The organism is Nitrosomonas sp. Nm166, from assembly GCF_900112825.1.
Classification (GTDB): domain Bacteria; phylum Pseudomonadota; class Gammaproteobacteria; order Burkholderiales; family Nitrosomonadaceae; genus Nitrosomonas.
The window spans coordinates 143,700-158,062 of record NZ_FONE01000001.1; the positions used below are offsets into that span (position 1 = coordinate 143,700).

Below are 14,363 nucleotides of genomic sequence, written 5' to 3' on the forward strand. Positions count from 1 at the left end.
AGATTTAATTTCCGTAGCCAATCCAGTGTTTAAAAACGACTAAATGCTCTCCTACTACGTTTCTCAATTGCCAAACCTGAGCTGCTGCGGTATGCAGGAGCAAGGCACAAGCGGATGCTGGAGGTAGTCAGCTCCAGGCCTTCGTTAAGTCTAGATTTTGACAGGAATTCTCTCTAACGATTTACCTCCCCATTGGTCTAGAAAAACTGACCCCAATTTTCCTCTCCCCCTGCGCCACTGTAAGAGACCAAGACCAATGAGCCCCACGGCAAATAATGACCAACTGGCGGGCTCAGGCACTGGGGTCGCGATATTCCAGCCAATGTCCTCCAAGACACCAAGCGTGAGCCTATCAGGAGTGTGCATAACCCAGATCTCTTCTGAGCCGCCGGAAAGCATAAGAATGTCATTGAGTCCCAGCCCTAAGGGGAGGAAAAAACCCTCGCTGAAGTGACCAATACTTACTGCCGGCACGAATACACCGTCTGCTGCCGCAAGGCCTGGTCTCGTCCCATCCAACGCCGCAACGCCGTGTTCCCCCGACCAAAAGAGACCGAGGAAATCGGTGACCGCGGCGAGGCGCTCCGCATCTGTCATTGCTGTAATCGGGGTGCCAAACTCGTCCACGACGAATCGATCGTAGATCGATGGACCTCCGTGGATGAAACTTCCATCGCTGCTCAGCTCTGAGATGAAGCCGAGCCCATGCCCAATCTCGTGTAATGCGAGTGACAGGAAATCGAGTTGGTTGGCCCCCGGTGTACCATTGGTGCCGAAGAAATAATCTTTCTGACTATTGAAAGTAATGCTTATTTCTGCCCCGGTTGGGGTGAATGGATCGCCTACAGGAAAAGCATCTTCTCGTGCGAGATGATTAACAAGCGCACCAGGATACAAGGTGTCAGGAACAGAGTTGGGGAAATCACGACTCAATACAATCGGTCCTCCGAGTCCTCCAAAGGTATCCGGAATACCCACAGGAGGAGTATCGACGAATTGAGCGGCAACGGTGATGGTCTCGCCTGGAAAGCTCTGCGGGAGGAAGCGCCCCCAAATATCGCCAGCAGTGGTCAGTGTTTCCTGAGCTTGCTGACCAAAAGTTGGATCGAAGAAGCCCGTTCCCGGCTCGTCCTCGAAAACAAAATCAAAGTTGATCGGAGCCGCTTGGAGTGTAGAGAAGCCAAGAATAATGGGCAGAAGATGTGCTACGAAAGCGACTTTTGCTCGGATTAATTTGTAGGTACTCATACTCATGTTGTTATTTTCCTATATGCAGAGCGTCTAACACGTAATTATATAAAGACCATAAGCATCTAAAACTGAACAGTTCTACTATTAAAATAGTTCTTATTGAGTAAATAAAAAATAAGCGAATGGCTTATTTTTAACTAAGAAATTGCTTATTTTTTAAAACCGTTCAGCAAGATGATATAGCCAGGAAACAAAGCTACAGTGTGGCTGGGTTCGGGGCAGCATGTCGGCTTTGCCCCACTCAAGGCGAAAATAAAAGTTACTGTAATTACAAATAGTTATTAAGAAAATATGAAGATTTTAGTAATTTTAATTATGGAGCAACTGGTACGGCACTTGGTTTTTCGTTAAATGTTTTGCAGCGTTTTGCTGGATGGGCAAATCAAAAAGCAGATTTCAAGTAGAAAATCTTGGTAGCCCGTGGGAAAGTTATCCGTATGGCGACGATAATAATGATCAGGAACAGATTAAAAAGGGTACAAGCTATTATGAATGCATGGGTTATTTACACAAAGGCTCTGTTTCTTTTGATAGCAGCGCTTCTTTCTGGGTGTGGCAATAACTTATGTAGTGTTGAACCTATAAGTAAGAATAAGTCTCCAACTGGAAAGTACATTGCAAATGTATTTGAAAGAGACTGTGGTGCCACTACACCATATGTTAGAGTTGTAAGTCTCCAAGAGACTGATTCAGAATTTAATCCAGAAGAAGTTAAGAATTGGGTTTTTACAATTCAAGGACAATCAGATATTCATGTTTCTTGGATTACAAAGAATGAATTACAAATTTCTTTTTCATTCACTGGAGATACGCCTACCCAACGTTCTGCATGGAAAAATGTAACTATCAGATATCAATGATAATATCAGCAAAATCATATCTTGCAGCCACTCTACAAAACCATCATGAAAACAATCTCCAGAAGAAACATGATCAAATTAAGCTTACTGGGCAGTATCACGAGCACGCTTGGTTTCAACAATAGTTTCGCTAAGGCATTGGCGATGATGCCTACGCCCAGTGAAACGGAGGGGCCATTCTATCCGGTAAAGGATCAGCAAGATAAAGATGCTGATTTAACCCAGATTGAGGGACATAGCGGCATTGCCGAGGGACAGCACATTATTATTAGTGGACAAATTACGGATGTCGCCGGACATCCTGTCGAAGAAGCAATGCTGGATATCTGGCAGGCTGATGCAAATGGCCGTTACCGTCATCCGCTGGATGCCAACCCGGCGACATTGGATGCAAATTTCCAGGGTTGGGCAATCATCAGAAGTGATAACAATGGCATATTTCGCTTTAAAACGGTGATGCCAAGCGCTTATCCAGCGAGCAAGACCTGGATCAGGCCACCCCACATCCACTTCAAGATCTCCAAATCAGGTTATCGCCCATTGACGACGCAAATGTATTTTCCAGATCAAGAACTCAATGCAAAGGATTTACTATTCAGCAATAAATCCGTAGCAGAACAGTCAGTCATGATTGCCAAAAAAATAAGCCAGCAAGGAAATTTACCCATTTACGAGTACAATATCGTCCTCGATTTACTTCGTAAATAAATTATGACAACTAAACACTGTTCATTGCTTATCCTGGGCTCCGGCCCGGCTGGCTATACTGCCGCAGTTTATGCGGCGCGTGCTAATCTGAATCCGGTCATCATCACCGGTATGGCTCAAGGCGGCCAGTTGATGACAACCACCGATGTGGACAACTGGCCGGCTGATGCGATGGGCGTCCAAGGCCCGGAATTAATGGAGCGGTTTCAGAAGCACGCTGAGCGTTTTGATACCGAAATCATTTTTGATCATATCCACACTGCCAAACTGACTGAGAAGCCGATTACCTTGATCGGTGATCAAGGAACCTATACCTGTGATGCGCTGATTATCGCCACCGGCGCTTCCGCGCAGTATCTGGGTTTGCCTTCCGAAGAAGCTTTTATGGGTCGGGGTGTGTCAGGTTGTGCAACCTGTGATGGGTTCTTCTATAAAGGACAGGATGTCGCCGTGATTGGGGGTGGTAATACTGCAGTGGAAGAAGCACTGTATCTCTCGAATATTGCGCGCAGTGTCACAGTGGTGCATCGGCGCGATCGGTTTCGGTCAGAAAAAATTCTGATCGATAAACTGATGGAAAAAACCCGTACCGGCAATATTAAACTGGAATTGAATCACGTACTGGATGAAGTGCTGGGTGATCAATCGGGGGTTACCGGCATGCGCATCCGAAGTACGCAAGATAATTCCACTAAAGCAATAGATTTAAAAGGTGTTTTCATTGCCATTGGTCATAAGCCCAATACCGATATTTTTACCGGGCAGCTGGAGATGGAGAATGGTTATATTGTCACCCGCGGTGGTGGTCATGGTAATGCGACGGCTACCAATATACCGGGTGTGTTTGCCGCAGGCGATGTGCAGGATCACATCTATCGCCAGGCGGTAACTAGTGCTGGCACTGGCTGTATGGCGGCGCTGGATGCGGAAAAATATCTGGATGATCTGAAAATGCATGCATCACAGACCAAGCCGGAGTTAGTCAATAATGTGATTTGATGACTAAAAAAGATTCGGTCAACGATGAAGATGAAAAGGCGCTATTTCGTGCGGCAATGCATGATGTAACGCCACTTCCTGCCACAGATAAAACAATACAAAGCGGCTCATCCGTCGCTCCGGTTCCGCGCAAAAAATCCTACCAGGAACAGGCTGTAACGCAAGATAACTTTTCAGATCATATTGCCATAGAAATTGGAGCAGGCGATGCATGGTCTTATGCGCGACCCGGAATATCACATCAAACACTGCGGCGTTTGCGCCGTGGATACTGGAAAATCCGGGAAAATCTGGATCTACACGGATTAACACGCGACGAAGCCAGGCGAGAATTGAGCAGTTTTCTGGATGCATGTATCCAAAAAAAATATCGCTGTGTCCGGATTATTCACGGCAAAGGGCTAAGCTCAAAAAAACGTGCACCGGTTTTGAAAACCCAAGTCGGAAATTGGCTGATACAACGTGTTGATGTACTGGCTTTCTGTCAGGCCAGACCGGAAGATGGCGGCGGCGGTGCCGTCCTGGTTTTGCTCAAAGTCAGCGCTTCATCTGAGGAAAAATTTCTATAGCGAAGAATTGGCTTCCTGCGGAAAAGCCTTTTCATATTGGCGCTGGCATTGGATGCATCGTTGCGCTGACGGATAGGCAAGTAATCGCTCAAACCCGATCTCATTGCCGCAATCAATGCAATCGCCGAATTCCAGCTCACTCAGGTACTTCACCGACATCTCCAGTTCACGCATTTCGTTAATTTGCCGATCAACCAGTGCTGTATCGATGTCATCCGGTATATTATTCAAATACTCGGCCAAATCGGAGTCGCGGCTATCGCTGGCATGCGTCAGCTCACTGCGAACCTCATCCTGCAAGTCCAGATAGCGCTTGCGTAACGCAGCCTTAAGCTGTACCAATTCATCTTCAGTAAATTTTGCCATCCTACATCCTCTTTAGTAAAACTAATCTCATGCATAACATGAGATGAAATGCTCAATCTTTGATGAAGCCAAAAGCGTATCATCCACTAGATCCTGCCAAAATTATATTGTCTGTAACCGCTTTAAATCCTTGATTACTTCCGTAGAATTATGCGCTGCGTCTGCAGACAGATAGATGTGCGCAATTCTTCCGTTCGGATCAATTAGAAATGTATTACGCTTAGCGATCTTAGTAAAACCCAGATTAATCAGAGAATGATAACGCGCAGCTGTCTCCGCTGTGGTATCCGCCAAAAGCGGAAATTGCAGATGATATTTTTCAGCAAAATCAGCATGACTGGTTGTATCATCCACACTCACACCAATCACCTCAGCGCCCAGATCTGCCAATTCCTGAAGACCATCACGAAATGCACAGGCTTGCTTTGTGCAGCCAGGCGTATCATCTTTCGGATAAAAATACAGCGCCAGCCACTTGCCCTGAAAATCGGCCAAAGTGTAGGTTTTTCCATGCTGATCCGTCAATTTGAAGTCAGGTGCCGGCTGACCCACTTTGAGTGATGTTTTCTTTCTGGAAGAAAAACGAAAAAAAACTCCTAATAGGATTACCAGTAGGATGAATATTAACCAATCCATATGAATTGTCCTTATTTGTCAAATTTGTGCCGTACTGGCCAAGCCCATAACCGTAACAATGCTACTGCCAAAAACGCCAACAAGCTGGCAAAGCAAAATGCCGTTGCTGCACTGAACAAATGCCATATCACGCCAAACAATAATCCTGCTGGAATGGCGGCTATGCCACTGATCAGATGATACCAGCCAAAAGCAGTACCACGTTCATCAGGTAATGCATAATCACTGATCAGTGCCCGCTCGGCACCTTCGCTCATACCCATAAACAAGCCATAACCCATACTCACAATCCATAATCCTATGCTTGTTGTTACCTGGCTGAACGCCAGAAACGACACCGCAAGCGCTGACCAGCCAATCAAAATTAAAGCGCCACGTCCAAAGTGATCCGCTAGCTGTCCTCCTTGGGTGGAAGTAAGGGCTTTGGCAAAATTCAGCCCTGCCCATAACAATAGTAGCTCAACAACATCAATATTTAATTGATGACCAAATAATAAAATAAAAGTTTCGGAAGTGCGCGCAAACGTGAACAGCGCTAATACCAACAGGTAATGCCGCATCGACATAGATAGCCCTGACCAGCGCAAGGGTGGAAGTGTTCGCTGAAATTCTGATGGCTGAATACGATCGGCTTTTTCTTCTTTTACACCCGTACCCAAAATGATTACTGCAGCAAAACCAGGAACCGCCGACCACAAAATCACTTCGCTCAGACTCAAACCAGACCAAGCCAGTACAGCTGCCGCTGTCAATGCGCCGGCTACAGCTCCCGCATTATCCAATGCACGATGAAAACCGAACGCATAGCCACGAATATGCGATGGTGTTGCATCAGTAACCATCGCATCACGCGGTGCACTGCGCAAACCCTTACCCACACGATCAACGCTACGCAGCAGCAATACAGCAACCCAGGAACCTGCCAGTCCGAGAAGAGGGCGCGCCAGATTAGAAAGCGTATAACCCATTAGTGCCAAACCTTTACGTCGCCCGCTCATCACATCTGAGTGCCGACCTGCCCATAATTTCAGAAAACAAGCCAATGCATCCGCAACACCTTCAATCAATCCCAATGCGATTGGCCCGGCAGCCAGCACAGTCGCCAGCAATATGGGAATGAGTGGCACTACGATATCCGAAGCAAAATCATTGAAAAAACTTACCAATCCTAGAAGCACCACTGTTCTGGGTAATTTTCCTGAAGGTACAAAATGTGCTGGATCTGATTGATCAGGTTTATTCATGTTGTGATATTAGCGTAAAATGCCGGATATGCCCTGGTAGCTCAGTGGATAGAGCAACCCCCTCCTAAGGGGTAGGTCGCACGTTCGATTCGTGTTCAGGGCGCCAATAAATCATGAACTTAACTCCCACTTTCTATCCACTGAATGTCTATTTCGTCATAAATTCAGCACAGTTTATGTAACTCATCTTCGCTTTATTTGGCACTGCGTTTTTCAAAGTTTAACAAGTGATCTTTGAAAACTTCTAATATTGATCAAAGAGTAGATCGATTGGAGAGAATCAGTGAGACGAGAAAGTAGTTTTTGGATCTTAACAACAGCAGGGTTAAATTACTCCAAACCAGGGGTAATTTAACTGATAAGTTACTATCCACTAAAACTTGCAAAATCTGTTGTTCCATTCACACCTACCAGTAACACTGCCGCGTCATTAAAGAAGGTATGAAAGCCGTCCTGAATGCCCCCATCCTCCCAGCCATGGCTTAATCCAACAACACGATCGCCTTCATTGCCATTAACTTTCAAGGTATTGGTGGTATCCGACAGGTTGAGCACATCTGCTGCCGTTAACATCAAGGTATTGTCACCGGTGCCAACAAGCGAATGGTTTCGATACCGCTGATTTTGCCGGCCATATCGGTCAGATTAAGATTCAAACCGCTGCCGCCCAGGGCCAGGACATCGTTGCCGATGCCGCCATTCACCGACTCGAAATCAAGATCGGATACCCGAATATAGTCATTGCCTGCTTCACCCAGAAACTCATCCGCCCCGCCGCGGCCGATCATTCGATCATTGCCGTCACCCGCCTCGAAGCGTTCCGCTTCTGATGTGCCGTGAGGGTATCATCCCCGGGCGTACCCCGTATCACACCACCATCAGTAAAGCTGCTTCTGCCAAATACTACGTAACTGGAACCGGATCTCTCGCCGTTCGGGTCAGCAAAGTCAGCACCGACAATCAAATCATCAAGACCATGCCGTTGACGTCTCCTGCATTGCTGACCGATCTGCCCGAAAAATCAAGCCTTGCCTCTCCATCCAATCGAAATCCATTGCTGCCATTAAGGCTGGATAAGTCTACTGCGGCATCAAAACCGGAAGCCTTGCCAAACACCGCATAGCTGGAGCCGGAGTCTCTGCCGTTCGGATCAGCCCCAATGGCGCCAACAATTACATCGTCAAAACCATCACCGTTGACACCCCCTGCAGTGCTGACTGATCCGCCCGAAGAATCACCCCCTCCACCCATACGAAAACCGTTGCTGCCACCAAGGCTGGATAAATCCAGCGTGGCATCAAAACCGAAAGCCTTGCCAAACACCACATAGCTGGAGTTAGCTCCTGGAGCACCGATAATCACATCATCAAAACCATCGCCGTTGACGTCCCCTGCACTGCTGACCGATCTGCCCGAACGACCCCCTTCTCCATCAAGTCGAAAACCGTTTGTGCCATCGAGGCTAGATAAGTTAATCACTGTTGTAGTCATGATCGAAAACTCCTTCAAAAAAGATTTATTAAAAAACCTACTTGAAAGAAAACCATATTGCGTTATTTTAAAAATAGCGAGATGAATGCTACCTCAGAAAAATCCTACTGACAACCTGAGCAGTTTTGTCATGCATTTAAAAAATCTTTGTGGAAGCTCTTCTTTTAGAAACCAACTTGCAAGCAAATAATCTATTAGACTCTGACTGCAGCTTCAATTGCATACCAATGTATGAATTCTTAAATAAGAGAATAAACCATAAAAATATGTGAATTTAATGTAAATAATTTGTGAACTTTCTGTTAATATTCCCTACTAATAGCAGTATTAAAAAAATAGCAGTATCTTAATAACGTATCATTTTAGAAGGGAATTTTTTCATGCAAGCAGTGCAAGTATTCATTATCTCAGCAGTAATTATCGCTGGGGCTTTCTTTGGTGTCTTATCTTTCTTTGATTTGCCGCAATCCACATCAGATTGGATCGTTTCAGATATTGTTCTCGGAATTATTCTTTATCTGAGCTATTTAGTCTTGGCGGCATCTGGTTCATCCAAAACTAAAACACGCTATTTCTTGAAAAAAAGTACTGTATAAATTTCAAGTTTCCCCTTCTGTAACTCACACGCTGCAGTAGGTTACAGAGGCCAAGTCATGATGCAACATGGCTTGGCCATTTAGCTTTATTAGCAACAGTCAATTTAGAAATTCCTTATTATTAATTCCGAACGATCTGCGAATCGGTGATTGCCTCACGGTATATTTAATGGCTACCGTTTCCATTGTTAAATCAGCAAATGCTTTTCGCATTTCAGGAATATCATTTACTGAAGTTCAAGAGTGGCGCATGCCAATCCTTGGTCATGGGTTGAGGCGTACCTGACGAGATCGTCGAACAGGCCCTTGATGTCGTCCTCGCTGTCGGTACCGATGGCAGAACCTTCTATATCCTTGAACACGCAGGCCAATGTTTCGTTCAGGTTCGGGTCATGGCGCGCTTTCTTGCGAACACTGGCAAACAGGTCAGAAGGCAGGATATAGAAACCCTTTTCCTTCACCGTCTCCAAGCGACCGAACTCGGCATCGGCATCGCTGAGCGTGGCGTAGTCGAAATCCGGGCAGCCTGCCTTGCGCTCCTACTCGTTGAGATAGCTGGTCAAGTTCTCCGAGACGAAGCGATAGAACAGCATGCCGAGCACATAGCTCTTGAAGTCCCATCCATCCACGCTGTCGCGCAGATCGTTGGCGATGCGCCAGATGGTCTTGTGGAGCTCGGCGCGCTCGGTTTCTTTGTTGTTATTCACGATGCCAAGCCTCCTGTCGCAGCTGTTGCCACGGCGTCAGCGGTTTTATTGTCAGTTGCCACCTCAAGATTCCAATGTGCCTTGAGCACGCCCACCAGTCGCTCCTGGCGGCCGGTCAAGTGCGAAGACGTCCATGTTTCTTCAGACCTGACTTCTTGGGTGAGTACGAACGGCGACACAGCGCCCTTTCCCTTAAAGTAGACGTTTTTCTTGGTGGCGAAGTCGTAATTGCTGGCGGCCGGATTCTTGCGGACATGCAGGGGAACCAGATTGGCCAACCGGTGAGTCCAGTCATCGCGCTCATCCTCGTCGGGGAACCACTTGACCCAATCGGAGTTCGCAGGAGGGGTGTAAATAGCGGAGTAAAAATGTACCACTGAAGCGCACTAAATTTCGCGTGAATAGCGGAATAAAAGTGTACCAGTCTGAAGCCTGTAAGCTGATGCGATTAGCATCAAATGAAAGGCAATGAGGATGTATTCAGTGGAACTATATATAAAGATTCGGCGTGCGGTGATGGTAGAAGGCAAAAGCGAACGCGAAGTTGCGCGTTATTTTGGAGTTCACCGCAAGACTGTGAAAAAGATGTGCCAATACGCTGTACCGCCAGGTTATCGGCGCAAGAGCGAACCCATATCTCCTAAGCTTGCTGCATTCACCGGCATCATTGATGCCATTCTGGAAGCTGACAAGCAAGTTCATGCCAAACAACGCCATACTGCGGTGCGGATATTAGAGCGGTTACGCGATGAGCATGGCTTTACCGGCGGCTATACCATCGTGCGCAACTATGTCTACAAGGCTGCGATCCGGCAGAAGGAAATGTTCATGCCGTTGGTACACCCGCCTGGTCATGCCCAGGTAGATTTTGGTGAAGCCGATGGTTATATTGGCGGCAAACTGGTTCGATTCCATTATTTCTGCCTTGACTTGCCGCACTCGGATGGTTGCTTTGTCAAAGCTTATCCAACTGAAGATACTGAATCCTTTCTGGATGGGCATGTTGCTGCATTCGCGTTTCTAGGTGGAGTGCCGCAATCGATCTTGTATGACAACACCAGGATTGCTGTGGCCAAGATACTGGGCGATGGCAAGCGCCAACGTACCAAGGCGTTTAGCGAGTTGCAGAGTCACTACCTGTTTGAAGATAAGTTTGGCCGACCGGCCAAGGGCAACGACAAGGGTAATGTCGAAGGCATGGTGGGCTACAGTCGTCGCCACTTCATGGTACCGTTGCCAGTTGCCAACGACTTTGATGCCCTGAATGCCAAACTGCTGGACGGTTGCATTAAGCGCCAACAGGCTAGGCTGCGGGGTCAAACAGAAACCATTGCTGAGCGTATGAAACGCGATACGGCTGCGCTGATGGCATTGCCAGTGGTTGCTTTTGATGCCTGCCACAAGATTTCCACTCGTGTATCTTCACTATCGCTCGTGCGTTACCGGACCAACGATTACTCGGTGCCTACCCAATACGGTCACCGGGAAGTATTGGTCAAAGGTTATGTGGATCACGTCGACATTTGCCTGGGCATAGATACGATTGCACGTCATGTGCGCAGCTATGGCCGTGAAGAATTCATTTACAATCCACTGCACTACCTGGCATTACTGGAACAGAAGCCACGTGCACTCGGCCAGGCAGCGCCCTTGCAAGGTTGGGTACTGCCCGAAGTATTCGATCACTTGCGTCGTGTGCTGGAAGTACGCATGGAACGACGAGGTCGCAAGGAATATATCCAGGTTTTGCGGTTGCTGGAGAATTTCAGCCAGGCGCAAGTCGAGCAGGCGATCAAACAAGCAATGGGTTTGGGTGTAGTGAGCTTTGATGCTATCAAGCATCTGATCCTATGTGCGATCGAACGACGCCCCGCCAAGCTAGACCTGGCGCTTTACCCGTATCTACCCAATGCCAGGGTGAAATCTACCGAACCACGGGCGTACTTAAGCCTGCTGCAAAGACCTAAGACAAATCAGCAACCTGCTTTGGAAGGCGCCCTATGACTGATTCATCCATACCCACCACGGTTGCGCCACAAATCTTACTGGTCAATCATTTTAAGACATTAAAGTTGCCGACCTTTGCACGTGAATATGAGAAAGTCGGAATCGAATGCGCACGAGAAGGCATTGATTATGCGCGATACGTATTACGACTGTGCGAACTGGAAAGCATTGATCGTGAGCGACGCAATACTGAACGGCGCATACGCCTGGCAAGATTCCCGGTGACTAAAAGCCTGGATACTTTCGATTTTACTGCAATACCTGGCTTGAACAAATCGTTGGTACTGGAATTGATGCGCTGTGAATGGATCAACAAGCGTGAGAACATCATTGCGCTGGGACCTTCAGGCGTTGGCAAGACGCATATCGCATTGGCTCTAGGGTTGGCTGCCTGTCAGAAAGGCATGAGTGTTTCCTTTACGACGGCAGCAGCACTGGTACATGAATTAATGGAAGCGCGTGATGAAAAGCGCTTGCGTACCTTACAAAAGCAGTTGGCCAACGTCAAATTACTCATCATTGATGAATTAGGCTATGTACCCTTTACCGCAGTTGGCGCAGAGCTCTTGTTCGAAGTGTTTAGCCGACGATACGAACATGCTGCCACCCTAGTGACATCGAATTTACCATTTGATGAATGGACAAGTGTGCTGGGATCGGAACGATTGACCGGTGCGTTACTGGATCGCTTGACCCATCATGTTCACATTCTGGAAATGAATGGAATTCGTATCGACTGGCCACAAGCAAGAAACGGCAGAAACAGACTGTACAAACCAAGCCTATAGAAAAGGAGGATGCTAAACCCATATAAATGATATTGGGGTGAGACTGCGCTTTACCGACAACCCCAAAATATAGAAAAACCAGAAGCGAAAAACCAGAGGTCAATTCCCTCTTTTTTATTAACCTAACTGGTACACTTTTCGCGCGCTATCCGGTACATTTTTACTCCGTCATTGACAACTACTCCAGAGCAAGATCTCTATTACTCACTTAAATGCAACAAATGGGGACAGAACATTCGTTTGGAGCAAGAACGCATTCGGTGGGATAAAGCATGGAAGGCAATACAGATGTCTCTTGAGCGCAAACAGTGACTCATGAATTAGCGCCATTCTGGATATATTGCTTATAAGTCGCATTTGTTTCGAATATTGCGAATATTCGACTATTTCGTTTATACTTTCATAGTGCTATTTGAAGCCTAAGGAGATTACTATGACTACATTATCCCCTGCTCATTCTTTGCCGACAGCCGAAGAAGTTGCTCTCGCCCGCGAAAGTGGCCGAGCATTGTCTGCCTACTTGCAGACCCGAGCAGAAACCCAACAGATCGAAATTATCGACGATAAAGGTGTCACTCATCCAGTTCGCGTGCCAGTGTCAGCGCTCCGACTGCTCGTGGATGTTCTAACCGAAATAGGTGAAGGCAATGCGGTCAGCATCATCCCGATTCACGCTGAACTCACCACTCAGGAAGCGGCAGATGTACTCAACGTTTCGCGCCCATTCCTTGTGCAGTTACTGGAGCGCGGAGAAATCCCATTCCATAAGATCGGCACACACCGTCGCGTCCGCTACCAGGATGTAATTGCCTACAAAGAGCGAATCGATGTAGAGCGCAGCAAAGCCCTTGATGCACTGGCCGAGCAAGCCCAAGCGCTCAAGATGGGGTACGAATGAATGAGTTCGCACTTCACCGTCATTTACGATGCATGCGTGCTCTACCCGGCACCGTTACGCGACCTCCTGATGCGACTGGCCTTGACGGATTTATACCGGGCGCGTTGGACCGATATGATCCATGATGAGTGGATACGTAACGTTCTCAAGCAGCGGCCAGATCTGAAACCAGAAGATCTGAGCCATACCCGCTCATTAATGAATGCCCATGTGCGGGACAGCCTCGTCACTAACTTCGAACATCTGATCCCATCCATAGAGCTGCCTGATAGGGATGATCGTCATGTGGTGGCCGCCGCCATTCACAGCGGTGCCAACCTGATCGTGACTTTCAACCTGAAGGATTTTCCGACGGAGCAACTCAAGCACTACAACCTCGTAGCCCAGCATCCAGATGACTTCATCTTTGACCTACTCGATCTGCACCCAGCCAGGATCTGTGAGGCAGCAGCCAACCACCGGCGATCGCTGAAGAATCCACCCAAGACGGTGGACGAATATCTGGACACGCTGCTAAAGCAGGGACTGACACAAACCGTTAATCTGCTGAGGGAGTGGAAAGTTGCGCTTTGACGAACTGCGGTTCAATTCCTAATTTCGGAATCGAATAGATACCACGCGTGTCTACCAATGTGATGTTTGTATCCTCTTTTTTTGATACGATTGTTGCTGCTGCAGTCATGGTTATCAGCATCTCTCCCCAACGATTCGCATAACCCTGAACGCGTTGATATAGCGTTGTTTGGTGCGGGTTTCCGTCCCACCACTAACACCAAAGACCAACCCTTCATCCGGTTGGTTTTTTCGCCTACTCTCGTGTGTCTGTGAGGGTTCATGAGGATTCTTGTGGACTTCAAAGTTTCAAGAAATCCCACAAATTCGCTCATTTTTTCTCTCTTCACGCCATTATTCTCTCCACCCTCCGCCCGTCATGCAAGTGCGAAGTCCACAAGTTTGTATTTTTTTGACGATAAAAAATCAATGGATTATGCGCGGACTCATCAAGCGGTTTATTTTCAGCATTGGTAGGCGGAGGAAACAACCTGCTGATTCGGAGAAAAGAGAATGGTGTTAGTACAATGGAACATCAGTGCTGTCAAATCCTTTATCGAGACCTTTGCAAAATCACATAAACTCTATGTCTCGACGCCATTTTCTGATTTATTTGTAAGCGACTGGGTAATTTTTAGCCATTTTTGCACAAATGAACCCGGAATAATCACTCCAAACCGACCATTTCCGG

The 14,363-nt window shown here is 47.2% G+C and carries 21 protein-coding genes, 1 tRNA gene and 1 pseudogene; 12 read left to right on the forward strand and 11 right to left on the reverse strand.

Annotated features, from left to right (window positions below; genetic code table 11):
- Positions 1–150: 150 nt before the first annotated feature.
- The gene (locus tag BM021_RS00660; protein WP_090717509.1) at positions 151–1,254 is read right to left on the reverse strand and encodes a PEP-CTERM sorting domain-containing protein; all 1,104 of its coding nucleotides are present in this window, start codon (positions 1,252–1,254) and stop codon (positions 151–153) included.
- A 296-nt stretch (positions 1,255–1,550) separates the two neighbouring features.
- Between BM021_RS00660 and BM021_RS16495 the strand changes: the two are divergent.
- The 5 genes and pseudogenes from BM021_RS16495 to BM021_RS00685 all read left to right on the forward strand — a co-directional run.
- A pseudogene (locus tag BM021_RS16495) lies at positions 1,551–1,655 on the forward strand (polymorphic toxin type 44 domain-containing protein); the annotation flags it as partial.
- 33 nt (positions 1,656–1,688) lie between these two features.
- Positions 1,689–2,111 (forward strand): hypothetical protein, encoded by a 423-nt coding sequence (locus tag BM021_RS00670; RefSeq protein WP_177186262.1) that lies wholly within the window; start codon positions 1,689–1,691, stop codon positions 2,109–2,111.
- A gap of 69 nt (positions 2,112–2,180) precedes the next feature.
- Complete coding sequence (locus tag BM021_RS00675) at positions 2,181–2,819, forward strand: dioxygenase family protein (RefSeq protein ID WP_256207702.1); 639 nt, start codon at positions 2,181–2,183, stop codon at positions 2,817–2,819.
- A 3-nt stretch (positions 2,820–2,822) separates the two neighbouring features.
- Complete coding sequence (gene trxB, locus BM021_RS00680) at positions 2,823–3,818, forward strand: thioredoxin-disulfide reductase (protein ID WP_090717517.1); 996 nt, start codon at positions 2,823–2,825, stop codon at positions 3,816–3,818.
- Positions 3,818–4,387, forward strand: coding sequence for a Smr/MutS family protein (locus BM021_RS00685; protein WP_090717520.1), 570 nt, complete (start codon positions 3,818–3,820; stop codon positions 4,385–4,387). The genes trxB and BM021_RS00685 overlap by 1 nt, the downstream gene beginning before the upstream one ends.
- Here the strand turns inward: BM021_RS00685 and BM021_RS00690 are convergent.
- From BM021_RS00690 to BM021_RS00700, 3 genes are all read right to left on the reverse strand, one after another.
- Positions 4,382–4,753 carry a TraR/DksA family transcriptional regulator gene (locus tag BM021_RS00690; protein WP_090717523.1) on the reverse strand — a complete coding sequence of 124 codons (372 nt, stop codon included), beginning with the start codon at positions 4,751–4,753 and terminating at the stop codon, positions 4,382–4,384. The genes BM021_RS00685 and BM021_RS00690 overlap by 6 nt on opposite strands.
- 102 nt (positions 4,754–4,855) lie before the next feature.
- The gene (locus BM021_RS00695; RefSeq protein ID WP_090717525.1) at positions 4,856–5,389 is read right to left on the reverse strand and encodes a peroxiredoxin; all 534 of its coding nucleotides are present in this window, start codon (positions 5,387–5,389) and stop codon (positions 4,856–4,858) included.
- A gap of 11 nt (positions 5,390–5,400) precedes the next feature.
- The gene (locus tag BM021_RS00700) at positions 5,401–6,633 is read right to left on the reverse strand and encodes an MFS transporter (protein WP_090717527.1); all 1,233 of its coding nucleotides are present in this window, start codon (positions 6,631–6,633) and stop codon (positions 5,401–5,403) included.
- Between the two features lie 30 nt (positions 6,634–6,663).
- On the opposite strand from BM021_RS00700, the gene BM021_RS00705 reads away from it, so the two are divergent.
- Positions 6,664–6,739 (forward strand) — tRNA-Arg (locus BM021_RS00705).
- Between the two features lie 260 nt (positions 6,740–6,999).
- Here BM021_RS00705 and BM021_RS16500 read toward each other — a convergent pair.
- From BM021_RS16500 to BM021_RS16515, 4 genes are read right to left on the reverse strand one after another with little or no spacing between them, the layout of a single operon-like run.
- Entirely contained in the window at positions 7,000–7,209 is a 210-nt protein-coding gene (locus tag BM021_RS16500) for a hypothetical protein (RefSeq protein ID WP_371115944.1), read from the reverse strand.
- Positions 7,206–7,421 (reverse strand): hypothetical protein, encoded by a 216-nt coding sequence (locus BM021_RS16505; RefSeq protein ID WP_371115946.1) that lies wholly within the window; start codon positions 7,419–7,421, stop codon positions 7,206–7,208. The genes BM021_RS16500 and BM021_RS16505 overlap by 4 nt, the downstream gene beginning before the upstream one ends.
- Entirely contained in the window at positions 7,418–7,597 is a 180-nt protein-coding gene (locus BM021_RS16510; protein ID WP_371115947.1) for a hypothetical protein, read from the reverse strand. The genes BM021_RS16505 and BM021_RS16510 overlap by 4 nt, the downstream gene beginning before the upstream one ends.
- A complete protein-coding gene (locus tag BM021_RS16515) occupies positions 7,594–8,124 on the reverse strand; it encodes an integrin alpha (protein WP_371115949.1) in 531 nt (176 codons plus the stop codon). The genes BM021_RS16510 and BM021_RS16515 overlap by 4 nt, the downstream gene beginning before the upstream one ends.
- Before the next feature lie 380 nt (positions 8,125–8,504).
- Here BM021_RS16515 and BM021_RS00715 point away from each other — a divergent pair, with 380 nt between their 5' ends.
- Entirely contained in the window at positions 8,505–8,720 is a 216-nt protein-coding gene (locus BM021_RS00715; protein ID WP_090717530.1) for a C4-dicarboxylate ABC transporter, read from the forward strand.
- A gap of 227 nt (positions 8,721–8,947) precedes the next feature.
- On the opposite strand, the gene BM021_RS15665 is transcribed toward BM021_RS00715, so the two are convergent.
- From BM021_RS15665 to BM021_RS00725, 3 genes are all read right to left on the reverse strand, one after another.
- Positions 8,948–9,181, reverse strand: coding sequence for a hypothetical protein (locus BM021_RS15665; protein WP_218147782.1), 234 nt, complete (start codon positions 9,179–9,181; stop codon positions 8,948–8,950).
- Positions 9,182–9,259: 78 nt separating this feature from the next.
- Complete coding sequence (locus BM021_RS15670; RefSeq protein ID WP_218147783.1) at positions 9,260–9,427, reverse strand: type I restriction-modification system subunit M N-terminal domain-containing protein; 168 nt, start codon at positions 9,425–9,427, stop codon at positions 9,260–9,262.
- Entirely contained in the window at positions 9,424–9,804 is a 381-nt protein-coding gene (locus tag BM021_RS00725; RefSeq protein ID WP_090717533.1) for an HNH endonuclease family protein, read from the reverse strand. Before BM021_RS00725 ends, BM021_RS15670 begins: the two co-directional genes overlap by 4 nt.
- A 97-nt stretch (positions 9,805–9,901) precedes the next feature.
- Here BM021_RS00725 and istA point away from each other — a divergent pair, with 97 nt between their 5' ends.
- The 5 genes from istA (at position 9,902) to BM021_RS00750 (ending at position 13,693) form a co-directional block, all read left to right on the forward strand.
- The gene (istA, locus tag BM021_RS00730; RefSeq protein WP_090717537.1) at positions 9,902–11,431 is read left to right on the forward strand and encodes an IS21 family transposase; all 1,530 of its coding nucleotides are present in this window, start codon (positions 9,902–9,904) and stop codon (positions 11,429–11,431) included.
- Positions 11,428–12,222: an IS21-like element helper ATPase IstB gene (gene istB / locus BM021_RS00735; protein WP_305728872.1), complete on the forward strand. Its 795-nt coding sequence runs from the start codon at positions 11,428–11,430 to the stop codon at positions 12,220–12,222. The genes istA and istB overlap by 4 nt, the downstream gene beginning before the upstream one ends.
- A 171-nt stretch (positions 12,223–12,393) precedes the next feature.
- Complete coding sequence (locus BM021_RS16520) at positions 12,394–12,534, forward strand: Wadjet anti-phage system protein JetD domain-containing protein (RefSeq protein WP_218147784.1); 141 nt, start codon at positions 12,394–12,396, stop codon at positions 12,532–12,534.
- Positions 12,535–12,655: 121 nt separating this feature from the next.
- Complete coding sequence (locus tag BM021_RS00745; protein WP_090717543.1) at positions 12,656–13,120, forward strand: helix-turn-helix domain-containing protein; 465 nt, start codon at positions 12,656–12,658, stop codon at positions 13,118–13,120.
- On the forward strand, positions 13,121–13,693 hold the full coding sequence (locus BM021_RS00750) for a PIN domain-containing protein (RefSeq protein WP_090717546.1): 573 nt from the start codon (positions 13,121–13,123) through the stop codon (positions 13,691–13,693).
- The last annotated feature ends 670 nt before the right edge of the window (positions 13,694–14,363 follow it).